The sequence below is a fragment of the Nocardiopsis prasina DSM 43845 genome, assembly GCF_000341265.1.
Lineage (GTDB): Bacteria > Actinomycetota > Actinomycetes > Streptosporangiales > Streptosporangiaceae > Nocardiopsis > Nocardiopsis prasina.
On the sequence record NZ_ANAE01000164.1, the window covers coordinates 24,092 to 41,300 of the forward strand.

17 protein-coding genes are annotated in these 17,209 nt (G+C 70.9%); all 17 read left to right on the top strand.

What is annotated here, in order from left to right:
• The first annotated feature begins 109 nt into the window (after window positions 1-109).
• The 17 genes from D452_RS0120225 to D452_RS0120305 all read left to right on the top strand — a co-directional run bounded on the left by D452_RS0120225 (window position 110) and on the right by D452_RS0120305 (window position 17,189).
• Window positions 110-1,453, top strand: a complete 1,344-nt coding sequence (locus D452_RS0120225; RefSeq protein WP_017545964.1) for an ammonium transporter — start codon at window positions 110-112, stop codon at window positions 1,451-1,453.
• Window positions 1,454-1,860: 407 nt separating this feature from the next.
• Complete coding sequence (locus D452_RS0120230) at window positions 1,861-3,072, top strand: LolA-like protein (protein WP_017545965.1); 1,212 nt, start codon at window positions 1,861-1,863, stop codon at window positions 3,070-3,072.
• A 190-nt stretch (window positions 3,073-3,262) separates the two neighbouring features.
• On the top strand, window positions 3,263-4,867 hold the full coding sequence (gene ffh / locus D452_RS0120235; RefSeq protein WP_017545966.1) for a signal recognition particle protein: 1,605 nt from the start codon (window positions 3,263-3,265) through the stop codon (window positions 4,865-4,867).
• Window positions 4,868-5,135: 268 nt separating this feature from the next.
• Complete coding sequence (gene rpsP, locus D452_RS0120240; RefSeq protein WP_026129498.1) at window positions 5,136-5,591, top strand: 30S ribosomal protein S16; 456 nt, start codon at window positions 5,136-5,138, stop codon at window positions 5,589-5,591.
• Between the two features lie 2 nt (window positions 5,592-5,593).
• The gene (locus D452_RS0120245) at window positions 5,594-5,836 is read left to right on the top strand and encodes an RNA-binding protein (protein WP_026129499.1); all 243 of its coding nucleotides are present in this window, start codon (window positions 5,594-5,596) and stop codon (window positions 5,834-5,836) included.
• A gap of 189 nt (window positions 5,837-6,025) precedes the next feature.
• A complete protein-coding gene (gene rimM / locus D452_RS0120250) occupies window positions 6,026-6,547 on the top strand; it encodes a ribosome maturation factor RimM (protein ID WP_017545969.1) in 522 nt (173 codons plus the stop codon).
• A gap of 11 nt (window positions 6,548-6,558) precedes the next feature.
• Window positions 6,559-7,323 carry a tRNA (guanosine(37)-N1)-methyltransferase TrmD gene (gene trmD, locus D452_RS0120255; RefSeq protein ID WP_017545970.1) on the top strand — a complete coding sequence of 255 codons (765 nt, stop codon included), beginning with the start codon at window positions 6,559-6,561 and terminating at the stop codon, window positions 7,321-7,323.
• 225 nt (window positions 7,324-7,548) lie between these two features.
• A complete protein-coding gene (gene rplS / locus D452_RS0120260; RefSeq protein WP_017545971.1) occupies window positions 7,549-7,908 on the top strand; it encodes a 50S ribosomal protein L19 in 360 nt (119 codons plus the stop codon).
• A 62-nt stretch (window positions 7,909-7,970) separates the two neighbouring features.
• On the top strand, window positions 7,971-8,846 hold the full coding sequence (gene lepB / locus D452_RS0120265; RefSeq protein WP_026129500.1) for a signal peptidase I: 876 nt from the start codon (window positions 7,971-7,973) through the stop codon (window positions 8,844-8,846).
• A gap of 269 nt (window positions 8,847-9,115) precedes the next feature.
• Entirely contained in the window at window positions 9,116-9,448 is a 333-nt protein-coding gene (locus tag D452_RS0120270) for a DUF2469 domain-containing protein (protein ID WP_017545973.1), read from the top strand.
• Window positions 9,449-9,564: 116 nt separating this feature from the next.
• A complete protein-coding gene (locus D452_RS0120275) occupies window positions 9,565-9,936 on the top strand; it encodes a YraN family protein (protein WP_026129501.1) in 372 nt (123 codons plus the stop codon).
• Window positions 9,936-11,456, top strand: coding sequence for a YifB family Mg chelatase-like AAA ATPase (locus D452_RS0120280; protein WP_017545975.1), 1,521 nt, complete (start codon window positions 9,936-9,938; stop codon window positions 11,454-11,456). The genes D452_RS0120275 and D452_RS0120280 overlap by 1 nt, the downstream gene beginning before the upstream one ends.
• Window positions 11,450-12,589, top strand: a complete 1,140-nt coding sequence (gene dprA, locus D452_RS0120285; RefSeq protein ID WP_017545976.1) for a DNA-processing protein DprA — start codon at window positions 11,450-11,452, stop codon at window positions 12,587-12,589. Before D452_RS0120280 ends, dprA begins: the two co-directional genes overlap by 7 nt.
• Window positions 12,590-12,808: 219 nt before the next feature.
• On the top strand, window positions 12,809-13,024 hold the full coding sequence (locus tag D452_RS31850) for a hypothetical protein (protein ID WP_017545977.1): 216 nt from the start codon (window positions 12,809-12,811) through the stop codon (window positions 13,022-13,024).
• Window positions 13,025-13,208: 184 nt separating this feature from the next.
• Window positions 13,209-13,427, top strand: coding sequence for a hypothetical protein (locus D452_RS0120295; protein WP_017545978.1), 219 nt, complete (start codon window positions 13,209-13,211; stop codon window positions 13,425-13,427).
• Between the two features lie 79 nt (window positions 13,428-13,506).
• The gene (locus tag D452_RS0120300) at window positions 13,507-15,315 is read left to right on the top strand and encodes an NAD(P)-dependent oxidoreductase (protein WP_017545979.1); all 1,809 of its coding nucleotides are present in this window, start codon (window positions 13,507-13,509) and stop codon (window positions 15,313-15,315) included.
• On the top strand, window positions 15,312-17,189 hold the full coding sequence (locus D452_RS0120305; RefSeq protein ID WP_017545980.1) for a TOMM precursor leader peptide-binding protein: 1,878 nt from the start codon (window positions 15,312-15,314) through the stop codon (window positions 17,187-17,189). Before D452_RS0120300 ends, D452_RS0120305 begins: the two co-directional genes overlap by 4 nt.
• The last annotated feature ends 20 nt before the right edge of the window (window positions 17,190-17,209 follow it).

Here is a 17,209-nt window from a genome sequence, read left to right on the forward strand (position 1 = left end):
CACCCGGGCCGGAAGGTGGTCGCCGTGGCCAGCGCATCGGGCCCGAAGACGCGCTCGCTGACCGCCGCATCTCACGACCATCCCCCGTCCGTGCAACGGAGGCGACGAAATGATTGACTCAGGCAACACCGCGTGGCTGCTGATGAGCGCCGCGCTGGTGATGCTCATGACCCCGGGCCTGGCCTTCTTCTACGGAGGCATGTCGCGGGCCAAGAGCGTCCTCAACATGATGCTGATGAGCTTCGGCAGCATCGCCATCATCAGCGTCCTGTGGGTCCTGGTGGGCCACTCACTGACCTACGCGCCCGGCCACGGCGCCCTGGAGATGTTCGTCGGAGGCTTCGACTACGTCGGCCTCAGCAGCATCATGACCGAGGTCGAGCCGATGGACGGCACCGACGGCGGCTACCCGCTGCTCGTCGACGCGGGCTTCCAGCTGATGTTCGCGGTCATCACCGTGGCCCTGATCAGCGGCGCCATCGCCGACCGCGCCAAGTTCGGCGCCTGGCTGCTGTTCGCCCCGATCTGGGCGCTCCTCGTGTACTTCCCCGTGGCCCACTGGGTCTGGGGCGGCGGCTGGATCGCCAGCATGCACGAGTTCACCGGCCTGCCCGAGGTCATCGACTTCGCGGGCGGCACCGCGGTGCACATCAACGCCGGGGCCGCGGCCCTGGCCCTGGTCCTCGTCCTCGGCCGCCGCAAGGGCTTCGGCTCCGAGTCGATGCGCCCGCACAACCTGCCGTTCGTCCTGCTCGGCGCGGCCCTGCTGTGGTTCGGCTGGTTCGGCTTCAACGGTGGCTCCGCCTACGCGGCCAACGAGCAGGCCGCCCTGGCCCTGGTCAACACCCAGGTCGCCACCGCCGCCGCGACCGCCGCCTGGATGCTGGTCGAGCGCCTCCGTTACGGCAAGGTCAGCGCCCTGGGCTTCGCCTCCGGCGCCATTGCCGGGCTCGTCGCCATCACGCCCTCCGCGGCCAACGTCACCCCGGTCGGCGCGATCATCGTCGGCGCCCTGTCCGGCGCGATCTGCGCCTACGCCATCAGCTGGAAGTTCCGCTTCAAGTACGACGACGCCCTGGACGTCGTGGGCATCCACATGGTCGGCGGCATCGTCGGCTGCCTCGCCCTCGGGTTCATCGCCTCCGCCGCCGTGCCCGGCGGCGGGGACGCGGGCCTGTTCTTCGGTGGTGGCCTCGGCCTCCTCGCGGCGCAGGCGATCTCCGTGATCGGCGTCATGGTCTACACCTTCATCGTCACGTGGGTCATCGCCAAGGTCATCGACCTGCTCATCGGCTTCCGTATCGCCGAGGAGGTCGAGACCAACGGCCTGGACCACGAGCTCCACGCGGAGTCGGCCTACGCCTTCGACGAGCTCGACGAGCTGGAGGAAACGACGGCCTCCTCGCCGACGCCTCCGGGCGAGGAGGCTGCCTCACCGCGGGTCGGGTCCTAGCTCTCAACGTCGAGGCGACCGGTCCCGATCCACCGGCACGGTGGGGCGGACAGAGGGGCCGACGGGGGATTTCTCCCCGTCGGCCCCGTTGGCGTTGTGGCTGTTCCGCCCGCCCAGCAGCCGCGGATTCCGATGATTTGTGCGTGTTCATGGAGTGGTGTTGGCAGTGGCGCGTGCTCGCGTTCGATACCCTTTCTGGGCGGTGCGGCGGCCAACCCGGTCTCGGGGGAACGGCGAAGGGCGCCGGGATGGGCCGACCCACGGGGCCCACCGGACGCGACCGGCCAGGTCCGCCCGCGTCACCACGTCGCGGAGAGGCAGGGCGGGAAGACGCCCGGGACCCTCCCACGACCTTTTCTTCACGCGCATTCGGATCAGCACCCCACAGGTCGGGGTCAGGAGGCAAGATGGCGCCGGTTACGCACAACAGGGGTCGCGGACGCGGACGGCTCGCCCTCGCCGCGGTGGGCACGATCACCGCGCTGGGACTGGCCGGATGCGGCTTCGGCGGCGACGAAGACGAGCCCGCTCCCGCCGAGGAGACGGCCGAGCCGGTCGACGCCGCGCCCCTGCTGGAGCAGGCCCTGGCGGACCTGGCCGACTACCCGGCGCTCACGGCGGACGGGCAGGTCGCCCACACCGTGGGCGGGGACATCCAGGAGACCACCGTGACCGTCGCCGACGGCGGCGCGACCAGCGGCACCGTCCGCGCCAACGGGGTCGAGGCGGAGATGATCGCCGCCGACAGCAAGATCTTCCTGCGCGCCGGTGAGGAGTTCTGGCTCGACAAGAACGTCTTCGGACCCGACAGCGACCAGTTCGACGGCGCCTGGGTGCGCTCCTCCACCGCGCAGGCGGGCATCAACCCGCAGAACACGCTGGCCCCGCCCGCGCTCGCGGCCATTCTGGAGGAGATCGGTCTGGAGGGCGACGAGGCCGTCGAGGAGACCCTCGACGACACCCGCGCCTACAAGGTCGACCTCAACGGCGAACGCAACCAGCTGTGGATCGACGCCGAGACCAACCAGGTGCTGCGCGTCGAGGTCGAGGAACTCGTCCCCGAGGGCGGTGAGAACGGGCCGCAGGTCCGCCTGGACATCGCCCAGGCCGACGAGGCCGCCGCCGAGGAGCTCTACGACAACCTGACCACCGTCACCGAGGAGGAGCTCACCGGCTCACGTGACGCGCGCATCGAGGTGAGCTGGGACGGCCAGCCCGAGATGGAGTGCGTCGACGGTCCGCACTGCACCTGGTCCGGCACCGTCCGCGACGCCGGCGCCTCGGGCAGCGGCACGGTCCTGGTCCGCATGGACGTCACCTTCACCCAGGACCAGATCGGTGACGAGGAGTGCTCCGACAGCGGCTCCCTGGAGGCGGGCGGCTCGCTCGCCCTCTCCTGTGACGCCAACTACAACATCGTCACCTCCGAGCCCAAGACCTACGAGGACATCCAGGGCGAGGCCCGGTTGTCCACCCGCGGACTGAGCGGCGGCCAGCAGGAGGAGATGCTCGCCGCCCTGGCCGAGCAGCGCGAGGCCACCCTCGCGGGCGACGCCGAGGAGAGCGAGGGCGCCGAGGAGTCCGAGGGCGCCGAGGCGCAGGAGACCGAGGGCGAGTAGCCCCGACCCCACAGGCCCGAACCCGACCCGTGCGCGGGTCCGGGTGCCCGGGAGGCGGGAACCGGGCGGGGGCGCGTCCCCCGCCCTTCCGTGCCGGGGGTCGTCCCGGCCGGACCTGGGCTTCGTGCCCGGTGACGGCGGGGCGGTAGGCTAGGAAGTCAAACCCGACGACGAAGGACTGGCCAAACTCGTGTTCGAGACGCTTTCCGACCGGCTGACATCGGTCTTCTCCTCGCTGCGCGGCAAGGGGCGGCTGTCCGAGGAGGACATCAACGCGACCGCGCGCGAGATCCGTCTCGCGCTGCTTGAGGCGGACGTGGCGCTGCCCGTGGTCCGCGAGTTCATCTCGCGGATCAAGGAACGCGCTCGCGGTGAGGAGGTCTCCAAGGCCCTCAACCCCGCCCAGCAGGTCATCAGGATCGTCAACGAGGAACTGGTCGAGATCCTCGGTGGCGAGACCCGGCAGATCCGCTTCGGCAAGACGCCGCCCACCGTGATCATGCTCGCGGGTCTCCAGGGCGCCGGTAAGACCACCCTCGCGGGCAAGCTCGCCAAGTGGCTCGCCGCCGACCGCAACACCCCGCTGCTGGTCGCCGCCGACCTCCAGCGCCCCAACGCCGTCACCCAGCTCCAGGTGGTCGGTGAGCGCGCGGGCACCCCCGTGTTCGCTCCCGAGCCCGGCAACGGCGTGGGGAACCCCGTCGACGTGGCCCGCGAGTCCATCGAGCACGCGCGGCGCAACAACCACAACGTCGTCATCATCGACACCGCGGGTCGCCTCGGTGTGGACACCGAGATGATGCAGCAGGCCGCGGACATCCGCGACGCGGTCAACCCCGACGAGATCCTCTTCGTCGTCGACGCCATGATCGGTCAGGACGCGGTCAACACCGCCCAGGCCTTCCTGGACGGGGTCGGCTACGACGCGGTCGCGCTCACCAAGCTCGACGGTGACGCCCGCGGCGGTGCGGCCCTGTCCATCCGGCACCTCACCGGCCGCCCGATCATGTTCGCCTCCACCGGCGAGAAGCTCGAGGACTTCGACCTCTTCCACCCGGACCGGATGGCCTCGCGCATCCTGGACATGGGTGACGTCCTCACCCTCATCGAACAGGCCCAGCGCACGTTCGACGAGGCCGAGGTCGAGAAGATGGCCTCGACCATGGCCTCGGACGACGACTTCACGCTGGACGACTTCCTCCAGCAGATGTCGATGGTCCGCAAGCTCGGCCCGATCGGCAACCTGCTCGGCATGATGCCCGGCATGGGACAGATGCGCGAGCAGATCGACGGCATCGACGACAAGGACCTGGACCGCATCCAGGCGATCATCCAGTCGATGACCCCCGGCGAGCGCGCCAACCCGAAGATGATCAACGGCTCCCGCCGTCTGCGCATCGCCAACGGTTCCGGCACGCAGGTGAGCGACGTCAACGGCCTGGTCACCCGCTTCTTCGAGGCGCAGAAGATGATGCGCAAGATGAAGAGCGGTGGCGGCATTCCGGGGATGCCCGGCATGCCCGGCATGGGCGGCGGCGGCAACAAGAAGAAGGCCAAGGCCCAGGCCAAGAAGGCGAAGAAGGGCAAGCAGCGCAGCGGCAACCCCATGAAGGCCCGCCAGCAGGAGGCCGACCGCGCCGCCGAGCGCAAGCGGCGCCAGGAGGAGGGCGGCCAGGAGATGCCGCAGCTGCCCCCGGGTCTCGGCGGCGGTGGCGGCGACCAGCCCACCCTCCCGCCCGGTTTCGGCGGCCCGAACATGCCGGACCTGTCCAACTTCAAGCTGCCGAAGAAGTAGCTGGTAGGGCACGGCGACAGTGACACCCGCCACGGCCCGCCCGGGGACTCCCCGGGCGGGCCGCGGTCGTTCTCGAACCGGGCCGCGCGCGCGGCGGTGTCCTGTCCAAGGAACACGTCCGCGTCTGGCACAATGAGTAGTCGACTAACGGTGGCCGGGTCAGCCCTCTAACTAACCCGCCGCCCACGTCCTGCCTCGACGGGTTCCACAACCCCACGTGGGTCGCCCATCAGGCGCTAACACCGTTATACGGGAGAAGACCACTCCAGTGGCTGTCAAACTGAAGCTCAAGCGTATGGGCAAGATCCGTACGCCCCAGTACCGTGTCATCGTCGCCGACGCCCGCAACAAGCGTGACGGCAAGGCGATCGAGGAGATCGGCAAGTACCACCCCAAGGAGCACCCGAGCCTCATCGAGGTCGACTCCGAGCGGGCCCAGTACTGGCTGTCCGTCGGCGCCCAGCCGACCGACGCGGTGAAGGTCCTCCTGCGCAAGACCGGTGACTGGCAGAAGTTCAAGGGCCTGGCCGCTCCGGCGCCGCTCCAGGTCGCCGAGGCCAAGGACCCCGAGGCTCAGGACGCCGCCTTCCAGGCCGCGCTGAAGGAGCTCGTCCTTCCCGGTCAGGAGAAGAAGACCAAGAAGGCCGAGAAGAAGACGGACAAGGCGGCCGACAAGCCCGCCGAGGCCGCCGAGGCTGAGAAGAAGTCCGAGGGCGAGGCCTAATCGTGCTGGAAGAGGCGCTTGAGCACCTCGTGAAGGGGATCGTCACGAACTCCGATGACGTCCAGGTGAGAGCCAAGCGGCTCCGCAAGGGCAAGGTTCTGGAGGTCCGGGTCCACCCGGACGACCTCGGCAAGGTCATCGGTCGCAACGGCCGGACCGCCAAGGCACTGCGGACCGTCGTCGGCTCCCTCGCTGGCGGCCGGTACGTCCGCGTGGACCTGTTGGACCTGAACGAAGTGCGCTGACGCGCCTCTGGGGGCGCCGACCGCTGACGGTCGGCGCCCCGCACTCGTGCCCGGGGACCGTGTGAACGGCCCCGGGCACGGTCTTCCCCGGGGTGGCTCCCCGCCCGGGGACACCGAGGGGGACCCGGACGCCGGGACGCCTCGTGTGACACCCGGGGATCGAGGAACAACCAAAGGAAAGCACTGCTCATGCGACTCGTGGTGGGCCGGATCGGCCGCGCGCACGGTATCCGCGGCGACGTCGCCGTCGACGTGCGCACCGACGACCCCGACGCCCGGTTCACCGTCGGCGCCGTCCTCCAGACGGACCCGGCCTCGACCGGTCCGCTCAAGGTGGCCTCGACGCGCCGCCACAGCGGCAGGCTGCTCATCCGCTTCGAGGGCATGGCCGACCGCGACGCCGCCGAGACGCTGCGCGGCACCCTCCTCACCGTGGACTCCGAGGACATCGCCCCCCTGGACGACCCCGACGAGTTCCACGACCACGAACTCATCGGCCTGACCGCCGTCACCACCGAGGGCGCGACCGTGGGTGAGGTCGAGGACGTCCTCCACCACGCGCAGGACGTGCTGGTCATCACCGCCGAGACCGGCGGGCACGAGATCCTGGTGCCGTTCGTCGCCGCCCTGGTCCCCGAGGTCGACGTCGCGGGCGGGCGGATCGTGCTCGACCCGCCGCCCGGCCTGCTCGACCTCCAGAACACCGACTGAACGAGTACGCAGTGCGCATCGACATCATCAGCATCTTCCCCGACTACTTCGCTCCGCTCGAGCTCTCGCTGATCGGTAAGGCGCGCGAGGCGGGCCTGCTCGACGTGCGCGTCCACGACCTGCGCGACTGGACCCACGACCGGCACAACACCGTGGACGACACCCCCTACGGCGGCGGTCCCGGCATGGTCATGAAGCCCGAGCCGTGGGGTGAGGCACTCGACGAGGTCGTGGCGGGGCGGCCGACGCGGTTGGTCCTGCCCACCCCGAGCGGACGCCCCTTCACCCAGGCCGACGCCGAGCGGCTCGCGGGTGAGGAGAACCTGGTGTTCGGCTGCGGGCGGTACGAGGGCATCGACTCCAGGGTCGCGGCGGACGCCGCCGAGCGGATGCCGGTCGAGGAGATCAGCATCGGTGACTACGTCCTCAACGGGGGTGAGTCGGCCACGCTGGTGATGGTGGAGGCCATCACCCGGCTGCTGCCCGGCGTGCTCGGCAACCGGGAGTCTCACGTCCAGGACTCCTTCGCCTCCGGTGGCATGGAACACCTGGTGGAGGGGCCGGTGTACACCAAGCCCGGCACGTGGCGGGGCCAGGAGGTTCCGCCGGTGCTGCTCTCCGGCAACCACGGGGCGGTGGACCGCTGGCGTCGTGACCAGGCGCTGCGCAAGACCGCCCGCAACCGGCCCGACCTGGTCGCGGCCACCCCGGCCGAGGCCCTCGACAAGCGGGACCGCGAGGTCCTTGCCGAGGAACGGACCGCACCGAGCTCGTAGAGTGTGGTGAACGGCCGGTTCGGGACGGCCGGGATCATGTGGCAAACTGGGTGAGTTCCCCCCTGGTGACCCCAAGGCATCCGCATGCCGGCGGTACGACGTCGGCCTCTGTGTCGGTCACCGGGTGGTTCCACAGTTCAGACCCAACAGGGCCTCGCCCGCGCACCCCCTCCCCGGAGCAGCCGGGGGGCAGGACGCGGCGCGCTATCGATGAGGATTCGCGAGATGCACACCGCCATTCAGGAGCTTGAGAAGGCTCAGCTTCGCACCGACATTCCGGACTTCCGTCCCGGTGACACCCTCAACGTCCACGTCCGCGTGACTGAGGGCACCCGTACCCGTGTCCAGGTCTTCAAGGGCGTCGTCATCCGCCGTCAGGGCTCGGGCAACCGCGAGACCTTCACCATCCGCAAGGTGAGCTACGGCGTGGGCGTGGAGCGTACGTTCCCCATCCACACGCCGGCCGTCGAGAAGTACGAGGTCGTCGCCCGCGGTCGCGTGCGTCGCGCCAAGCTGTACTACCTGCGCGACCTGCGCGGCAAGGCCGCCCGCATCCGCGAGCGCCGCGAGCCCGTCAACAAGTAGGCTCTGGCTGATCCGGCCGGAACCATGCCGCCCCGCCGGGCGGCAGGATAGGCTTTCGGCCGATGAGCAAAGACGAGAGGGACCTCGGCTCGGACGCGGTCCCGGACGAGGATTCCGCCCGGCCCGGCCCGGAGGAGCGCAGCTCCGCCACTGGCTCCCAGACGCATGAGCGCCTGGGAGCCAGTGGTGTATCCGACGCCGCTGGTCAGGGGCCGGAGGAGAGAGCTGACGCCGACATGAGCCAGTCCCAGAGCAGTGCGAAGAAGGGGTCGTTCTGGAAGGAACTCCCCATCCTGATCGTGATCGCCCTCGTGCTGGCGTTCGTGATCAGGACCTGGGTGATGCAGGCGTTCTACATCCCCTCTTCGTCCATGGAGAACACCCTGCTCGTGGGTGACCGGGTCCTGGTGAACAAGGTCGTCTACCAGGTCCGCGACATCGAGCGCGGAGAGGTGATCGTGTTCAACGGCGACGGGTCGTGGGACGATCCGACCGTCGTGCAGCCCCCGGAGTCGACCAACCCGGTCAGCCGCGGCTTCACGTGGGTGCAGCAGCAGCTCGGAGCGGCGCCCACGGGCAAGGAGTACATCAAGCGGGTCATCGGTCTGCCGGGTGACACCGTGGAGTGCTGCGACGAACAGAACCGGATCCTGGTCAACGGTGTTCCCCTGGAGGAGGACGCCTACCTGTACCCGGGCAGCGTGGGGAGCCACACCGAGTTCGGCCCCATCGAGGTGCCGGAGGGGTACCTGTGGCTGATGGGCGACCACCGGGCCATCTCCTACGACTCCCGCATGAACCAGAACAACCCCGGGGGCGGGGCCGTCCCGGTCGACCACGTCGTCGGACGGGCCTTCGTCATCATCTGGCCGTTCAGCCAGGCCGGCGGGCTCGGCGTCCCGCAGACCTTCGATGAGCTGGACGGATCCGAGGACTGAGCCGGTGACCCGGCCGACCGAACGATTTCCGGGTATCGTCGCAGGTCATGGCGGTGCTTTCGGGTCACGTGACCGATCCGTCGAAGGAATTCCGCTCGACGGGGCACAAAAGCCCGTTCCGTGACGCATGATGGAACTCGGATCGTATCGGCGTTCCCCGAACGCGTGGGGCCGTCTCCGGCGGGTACCAGCCGGGTGGCGGAGGTGTTGCCACGTCAGGGGGACCGGCACATCATGACCGGAGAGTGCTGACGAAAGCGAGCGCGCACATGAGTTCTGAGGACCTGGAGAAGTACGAGGCCGAGATGGAGCTCCAGCTCTATCGCGAGTACCGCGACGTCGTCGGCCTGTTCGGCTACGTGGTGGAGACCGAACGGCGTTTCTACCTCACCAACCACGTGGACCTCCAGCCCCGCTCGACGGAGAACGGGGAGATGTACTTCGAGGTCGTGATGGAGGACGCCTGGGTCTGGGACATGTACCGCCCGGCCCGGTTCGTGCGCAACGTGCGCGTGGTGACGTTCAAGGACGTGAACGTCGAGGAGATCACCAAGTCCGACCTGGAGATGCCCCCGGCGGACGGTGGCGGTCCCGGGGAGTAGCCGTCCCGCGGCGTCCCCCTCCCTCCCTCTCCGTGGAGCGGGTTATCCACAGGAGAAACTGACCCCTGGCGTGCCCGGCCCCGATCACCGACCGTGGTTACGGGAGGTGGTCGCCGGTGGATCGGTGGGCCGAGTACCGAAGGAAAGTGGGACGCCGCGGCGAGGAGCTCGCCGCGGCCTACCTCGAACGGGCCGGGATGCGGGTGCTCGCCCGCAACTGGCGGGCCCCGGGTGGCGCCGGGGAGATCGACATCGTGGCCCGGGACGGGCCCTTCCTGGTGGTCGCCGAGGTCAAGACCCGCGGTTCGCTGCGGTACGGCCATCCGGTGGAGGCCATCACCGAGAGCAAACGCCGCCGACTGCGGGGGCTGGGCCGGTCCTGGGCCCTTCTGCACCGCTGCCCGCCCCGGCCGCTGCGGATCGACGGGGTCTGCCTGCTGGTCTCGGGCGGGCGCGTGTTCGTCTCCCACGAACGGGGGATGGGCTGATGTCGCTCGCCCTCACACACTGCGTGACGCTGCTGGGCGTCCAGGGGCACATCGTCGAGGTGGAGGTGCACCTGGGCGGCGGAGAGCCCGGGGTCACCCTGGTGGGGCTGCCGGACGCCGCCCTCCGGGAGGCCCGGGACCGGATCCGCGCCGCGGTGGCCAACAGCTCCGAGGCCTGGCCCAGCGGACAGATCACCATCAGTCTGTCCCCGGCCAGCCTGCCCAAGTCCGGCAGCCTCTTCGACCTGGCCATCGCCGGTGCGGTGCTGGCCGCCGCCGGTGAGGTGCCGCTGGACCGGCTGGCCGGGACCGTGCTCATCGCCGAACTCGGCCTGGACGGTCGGGCCCGCCCGGTGCGCGGGGTACTGCCCGCCATGGTGTCCGCGGCCGAGCAGGGCTTCACCCGGTTCGTGGTGGCCGCGGGCAACCTGGCGGAGGCCCGGCTGGTACCGGACGTGACGGTCGTGGCCGTGGCCGACCTCGCCGAACTGTGCGGCTGGCTGCGCGGGGAGGAGGAGCCGGAACCGCCCGCCGAGAGGCCCGCACCGGTCGTCGCCCCGGACCACGGCGGCCCCGACCTCGCTGACGTGCTCGGTCAGCCGGTGGCCCGGCGGGCCGTGGAGATCGCCGCCGCCGGAGGGCACAACCTGATGATGTTGGGCCCACCCGGGACGGGTAAGAGTCTCCTCGCGGAACGTCTGCCCACGGTGCTGCCCACGCTCTCCTCCACCGAGGCCCTGGAGGCCACGGCGATCCACTCGGTGGCCGGGCTGCTACCGCCCGGCGCGCCACTGGTCACCGTGCCCCCCTTCGCCGCGCCGCACCACACCTCCAGCCGCGCCTCGATCATCGGGGGAGGTCACGGCAACCCCCAGCCGGGCTGGGTGTCCAAGGCGCACCACGGCATCCTGTTCGTGGACGAGGCCCCGCAGTTCGGCCGGGGTGTCCTGGACTCGCTCCGCGAACCCCTGGAACGCGGTGAGGTGGTGATCGCCCGCTCCGCCTCCACGGTGGCCTTCCCCGCCCGTTTCCAGTTGGTGCTGGCAGCCAACCCGTGTCCCTGCGCCAAGCCCGGCAGCCTCTGCACCTGTCCTTCCGGTGAGCGGCGGCGGTACTTCTCCCGGCTGTCCGGCCCGCTGCTGGACCGGATCGACCTCAAGGTGGAACTCCAACCGGTTTCGCGGGCCGAACTCCTGGCGGACCGGGCCTTCGCCGAGTCCTCCGCGACCGTGGCCGCCCGGGTGGCGCAGGCCCGTTCCCGGGCCAGGGAGCGGCTGGCGGACACCCCCTGGAGCACCAACGCGGCCATCCCCGGAGCCAGGCTGCGGCGGGACTTCCCGGTGGAGCCAGCGGCCCTGCGGGTCCTCGGACGGGCGATGGACGCCGGACAGATCAGTGCCCGAGGGGTCGACCGCGCCCTGAGGGTGGCCTGGACCCTGGCCGACCTCGCGGGCCGCGAGCGCCCCACCGAGGAGGAGACCTCCTACGCCTACGCCCTCTGGGCGGGAAGGGCGTGGTGACGGTGACCGACGAGGCACGCGCACGCGTCGGTCTGACGGCGGTGGCGCCACCCAGCCACCGCTGGCTGGGGCCGCTGGTGAACGAGCACGGGGCCGCCACAGTCTGGGCGGCCCTGCTCTCGGGGGAGCCGCCCCCGGGGCGCCCGCCGCCGTCGGAGCAGGCGATGCGGAGTTGGCGGGGCTGGTCGGAGCGGGCGCGGCGGGTGGACCCGGACCGGCTGCTGGACGCCTCGGCGGAGGCCGGGGTCCGGTTCGTCGCCCCGGGAGACCCCGAGTGGCCGGGGCGGCTCGACGAGCTGCCCGTCTGCTACGGGCTCTGGGTGCGGGGCATGGGCGACCTGCGCAACCTCTGCCTGCGGTCGGTGTCGGTCGTGGGCGCGCGCTCCGCGACCTCCTACGGGCTGCACGTGGCCGCCGAGCTCTCCTGTGAACTGGCCGACCGCTCCTTCTCGGTGGTCTCCGGAGGAGCCTACGGAGTGGACGGCGCCGCGCACCGGGCGGCGCTCACCACGGGGAGCACCGTGGTGGTCCTGGCCTGTGGTCTGGACACGGACTACCCGCGCGGTCACGCGGGGCTGTTCGCGGACGTGGCTCGCACGGGGGTGCTGGTCAGCGAGTGGCCGGTGGGCCGGACCCCGCGAACCCCGGACTTCCTCGTGCGCAACCGGCTGATCGCCGCGCTCACCCCCGGCACGGTGGTGGTGGAGGCAGGGGCCCGGAGCGGGGCGCTGAACACCGCCTCCCACGCGACCGATCTCCACCGGGTGCTGATGGCCGTCCCGGGGCCGGTGACCTCGCCGATGTCGGTGGGCTGTCACCGTCTGCTCCGCGAGGGCCGGGCCAGCTGCGTGACCCGCGCGGACGACGTGGTGGAGCTGGTCGTTCCCCTGGGCGAGGCCGTCCCCGAGGTAGCGGGTCCCCTGGTGCCCGCCGCCGAACTGGACCGGGAGACCGCCCGGGTGCTCTCGGCCGTGACCCGTCGTGGCGTGGGCACCGCCGTGGTCGCCTCGAACAGCACCGGGAACCTGGAGCAGACGATCCGGTCACTGGGCATGCTGGCGGCGGCGGGCCTGGTGGAACGCTGCGAGGCGGGCTGGCGTCTCCCGGAGCGCCGTCGCTCCCGGCCTCGGTGACAGGACCGAGGAGAGCCGGTCGGAGGTCTCGGGTGCGGCCGGGACCCGTCGGTCCGACGCGGGGCACGCGGACACGGCGGTCCGGAGCCCGGCGGCGTTCGGTATACCCATTCGAGTAAAGCCCGAAGTAGTCAGTCTGTAACTGCGATTGGTCAGAGTGGTAGGCGTCGATTACTCGACGCGTTGTCAAACCTTGGACGAAGAAAGGAGTGAGATCGTATGTCTATCGAGTCCGGTCACCTCTCGGCAAGCCTCGGAGACCTTCCGGTCGAGGAATTCAGTTCGAGTGGCGAGGGTGTCGTCGGCTTCGGCTCCAACCAGCCCGGTGGTATCGAGTCGCTCGGTTCCACGCTGGCCATGATGGAGATCGGCGCCTCCGGCGGCGGCGAGTGCTGCAGCTGCTGCAGCTGCTGCCCCTGCTGCTGCTGCAGCTGACCCAGTGACCTGGTCGGCCGCCCCGTGCCGCGGCTGGCGGTCGGCCGGGTCGTCGGGGACCTTGGTCATGAATGCATTCAGGTGCAAACCCGCTGTAGGTGCGCTGTAAGCAGCGGCGGGGATGATGGTGCAGCACCGGGGCAGAAGGGCCTCGGTGTTCCTACGTAGAAAGGGAGGAGGTTCCATGTCGATGAAGGCTGACCAGATCTCCGCTGGTCTCGGAGACCTTCCGGTCGAGGAATTCAGCACCAGCAGTGAGGGTGTTCTCGGCTTCGGTTCGGACCAGCCCGGTGGTATCGAGTCGCTCGGTTCCACGCTGGCCATGATGGAGATCGGCGCGTCTGGCAGTGGCGGCGGCTGCTGCAGCTGCTGTAGCTGCTGCCCCTGCTGCTGCTGCAGCTGATCCGGCGGGGCGGTCCCGGTGCGGGCTTCCGTGCCGGGGTCGTCCCCTCGCAACAGTGAGAGAGAAGAGAAGGGCGCGGATGCGACCGAAACTCCGGCCAGATGTCTACTACGTCCCGACCGCCGACGGGGCCTTCATCATCGACAGCGCACGGTCAGTGACACTGCGTGGTGGAGCGATCTATCAGTGGGTGGAACTGCTCGCGCCGAGCCTGGACGGTTCCGTGCCGCTCGAGGACCTGACCTCTGGGTTGTCGCCCGCCCACCAGAAGATGGCCCTCGACCTGGTGGGGCTGCTCGAACGCAACGGATTCGTCCGCGACGTCAGCGACGACCTGCCGCACACGCTGACCGAGACGGAGCTCAAGCGCTACCAGGCGGAGATCGCCTACGTCGACTTCCGGTGCGACTCCGGCCCGGCGCGGTTCCAGACCTGGCGCGGCACCCGCATGGTCGTCGTGGGCAACGCCCCGCTCGCCGACTCCGCCGCGCGCGCCGCCTGGCACCTGGGCTGTAGCCGTGTGGAGGTCGTCGACCCCTCCGACGACGCCGACGCCCGCGCCGCGCGCGCCGCCGACCTCGCCGCGCTGCGGGAGGAGGACCCCGCCCTCGAACTCGTCGAGACCCCGGCCGCCGACCTCGCCGCGAGCGTGTCCGCCGCCGACTTCGTGGTCGTGCTGACCGAGGACCCGGCGCTCATCGACACCGTGGCGGAGGCCTGCACGGCTCCTCTCCTGCCGGTCCTGGTGACCCGTGACTCGGCGTGGGTGGGACCGATCCCGGGCGGTGCGGCCGGTTGGGCCGACGCCAAGGCGCGCCTGACCGACACCGGCACCCTCCCCGCCGGACCCTCGACCTGGTTGCGCGGACCCGCCGTGGGCGTGCCCGCCAACACCGCGCTGTTCGCGGCCTTCCGCGCCGTGACGGGCGCCTACCCCGCGCCGGTCTCCGGTGAGGTGGAGCGCATCGACCTGGAGACCCTGGAGTCCCAGACCGGGCGCGTGCTGCCGGTGGGCGCGGCACCGGCTCCCGCCAGCGAGGACCCGCGGGCGACGATCGACAGCGAGGCGTTCTCCCACGCCGCCGCCGAACTGTTCGACCCGCTCACCGGCCCGCTCCTCGAGATCGAGGAGCACCCGGAGCAGCTGCCGCTGCGCGTCGCCGTGGCCCGCCTGGTGAAGGGCGGCCAGACCACCGACGTCCTCGGTGTGGCCGACGCCTTCGTGGAGGCCCGGCACGGCGCCACCCTGGCCGCCCTCGGCCGCCTGGCCGCCGCCCATCCGGCGAGCGGACCGGCCCGGGACCTCGTCAGCGGTGAGACCGGTCCCGTGGTCAAGCCGGTGGACATCACCGACGCCCACGTCCCCGGTATCGGAGCCGCGCTCGACCGTGAGTCCGCGCTCTCCCAGGCGGTGCTGGACTACGCCGCGGAGCGGGCCGTGCCCGTCCCCGAACGGGCTCCGCTGATCGGCCGGGACGACCTCCCCGAACCCGTCGGCGAGCAGCTGCGCCGACTGGAACTGCTCGCGCAGTCGGGGGTCCGCCTCTTCCAGCTGGACGCCGAGCTGCCGACGGTCCTGGCCGCCTCCGACGCCGGGGCGTTGACGCGCGCCTCCGGCCCGGACCTGGCCTCCGCCGCCTCGCTGGCCGTCATCCGCGCCACGACTGCCGTGCAGTGCGGTGAGAACCCCGTCACGACGCCGCCACGACCGGAACGCGTGCCCGAACCCGAGGGTTCGGCGGCCCCGCTGACCGGACACCTGCTGACGTCCGAGGGCGCGGTCAAGCTGTTGGCCGCGCGCGGGCACCGGCTCGGGGTCGTGGAACTGGACGGCGAGCCCGCTCTGCGGACGGCGACGCCGCACCTGGTCAGGGTGGTGGAGCTGTGACCGAGTCGTTGACGGCCGCCCCCACCGTGGTGGGAACCGGTGTCCTGGCCGAGGCCCTCAGGGCCGTGGTCCCGCCGGAGTACACGGTGGTGGTCGGTGAGGACGGTGTCCTGCCGGAGATCCCCGCCGGGAGCGGGCCGGTGCTGCCGGTGCTCGCGCGCCGGGACCGGCTCTACGTCGGGCCGGTGGTGCGTGAGGACCGCCCCGGGTGCCCCGAGTGCCTGGAGTCGCGTCTGCTGTTGGCCCGGGAGTTCCCGGAGCCGATGGCCGAGATCGACCGCCGCGATCCGGAGCGGCTCCGAAGGTGGGCGCCGCCCGCGCTGACCCACCTGCACGCGGAGTTCGCGGCCGAGGTCGCTGGCAGGCTGGTCGAGCTGGACCGGGACCAGGACACCGCCGAGCGGCGGTCGGTCATGGTCGTCCGGCTGATCGGCCTCGGTGTGCGCCGCGCGGTGCTCCTGCCCGACCCGCTGTGCGCCGTGTGCGGTGCGCTGCCCGAGGACAGCCCCGAGGACACGGAGACACTCGTTCCGAGCACCTCGCTGTCCCACAAGCCGGGTTCGATGCGGACCAAGTCCCTCGTGGACGACGAGTCCTTCCTTCCCACCTATGTGGACCGGGACGTCGGCCTCGTACGCACCCTCTTCAAGTACGGCGGCGGCGTGTTCCCGAACATGACCGCGCCGCTGGGTCTGCGGAACTCGACCGACATCGAGCAGGGCATCGGCCGTACCCCCTCCTACCGGGAGTCGGGAACCGCGGCCGTGGCCGAGGCGGTCGAGCGCTGGGGCGGGATGAGCCCGTCGGGACACCGCAGTGTGGTCACGGGTGCCTACAAGGACCTCCCCGAGGCCCTCGACCTGCGACGGCTCGGCCTGCACGACGAGCACCGCTACGACGAGGAGGGCTTCCCGTGCCAGCGGTGGACCGAGGAGTCGGAGCTGGACTGGGTCTGGGGCAGGTCCCTCACCCATGACAGGCCGGTCCTCGTGCCGGAGACCTACGCCTACTACCGCACCCGGCTGGTGCGCCCGGACCGTCCCCGGTTCCTGTACGAGGTGTCCAACGGCTGCGCCGTCGGCGGTTCCATGCCGGAGACGATCCTGCACGGGCTGATGGAGGTCATCGAGCGCGACGCGTTCCTGATGACCTGGTACTCGCGCCGCACCCCGGCCGAGATCGACCTCAGCACGGCCAAGGGAACCACCGTGCCGCTCCTGCTTGAGCGCATCGAGCGGCTGACCGGGTACACGGCGCACGCCTGGGACACCACCACCGAGCACGGCATCCCCAGCGTGTGGGTGGGCGTCGTCGACGAGCAGGAGCGCGACGGTTACGCCCGCTTCCTGTGCGCGGCGGCCTCGCACTTCGACATGGAGGACGCGGTGGCGGCCGGGCTCCTGGAGCTGGCCCCGATCATCGCCCAGCACCAGGACGAGCCCGACGACGTGCAGGACCTCGCCCGGCGTATGGTCGACGACCCCGACCTGTGCACCTCGATGCTGCACCACAGCCAGCTCAACGGCAGGCCGGAGGCCCAGGACCGGTTGGCGTTCCTGTTCGACGGGCCCAAGCGGGAGATGGCCGAGCCCGACCCGAGGCTGCACACCGACGGGCCCACCGACCTGGAGGCGCTGCTCAACGACACCGTCGAGCGTCTGCGGCAGCACGGCCTGGAGGTGCTGGTGGTGGACCAGACCACTCCCGAGCACCGGGCGGGCGGTCTGTTCTGCGTGAAGGTGATCGTTCCGGGGATGCTGCCGATGACCTTCGGCAACAGGTTCCGCCGTGTGCGCGGACTCGACCGGGTGTTCGCGGCGGCGGCGAAGGAGGGCTTCGACGACGTGAACCCCGACCCGCACCCGTTCCCATGACGGACACGCACCCGAACACG

Excerpts from the sequence above, each read along its gene's own strand:
- D452_RS0120295 (WP_017545978.1), top strand. The coding sequence starts at position 13,209 with ATGTCGATGAAGGCTGACCAGATCTCCGCTGGTCTCGGAGACCTTCCG.
- rplS (WP_017545971.1), top strand. The coding sequence starts at position 7,549 with ATGCACACCGCCATTCAGGAGCTTGAGAAGGCTCAGCTTCGCACCGAC.
- lepB (WP_026129500.1), top strand. The coding sequence starts at position 7,971 with ATGAGCAAAGACGAGAGGGACCTCGGCTCGGACGCGGTCCCGGACGAG.
- D452_RS0120225 (WP_017545964.1), top strand. The coding sequence starts at position 110 with ATGATTGACTCAGGCAACACCGCGTGGCTGCTGATGAGCGCCGCGCTG.
- rimM (WP_017545969.1), top strand. The coding sequence starts at position 6,026 with ATGCGACTCGTGGTGGGCCGGATCGGCCGCGCGCACGGTATCCGCGGC.
- D452_RS0120280 (WP_017545975.1), top strand. The coding sequence starts at position 9,936 with ATGTCGCTCGCCCTCACACACTGCGTGACGCTGCTGGGCGTCCAGGGG.
- D452_RS0120300 (WP_017545979.1), top strand. The coding sequence starts at position 13,507 with ATGCGACCGAAACTCCGGCCAGATGTCTACTACGTCCCGACCGCCGAC.
- D452_RS31850 (WP_017545977.1), top strand. The coding sequence starts at position 12,809 with ATGTCTATCGAGTCCGGTCACCTCTCGGCAAGCCTCGGAGACCTTCCG.
- D452_RS0120270 (WP_017545973.1), top strand. The coding sequence starts at position 9,116 with ATGAGTTCTGAGGACCTGGAGAAGTACGAGGCCGAGATGGAGCTCCAG.
- D452_RS0120230 (WP_017545965.1), top strand. The coding sequence starts at position 1,861 with ATGGCGCCGGTTACGCACAACAGGGGTCGCGGACGCGGACGGCTCGCC.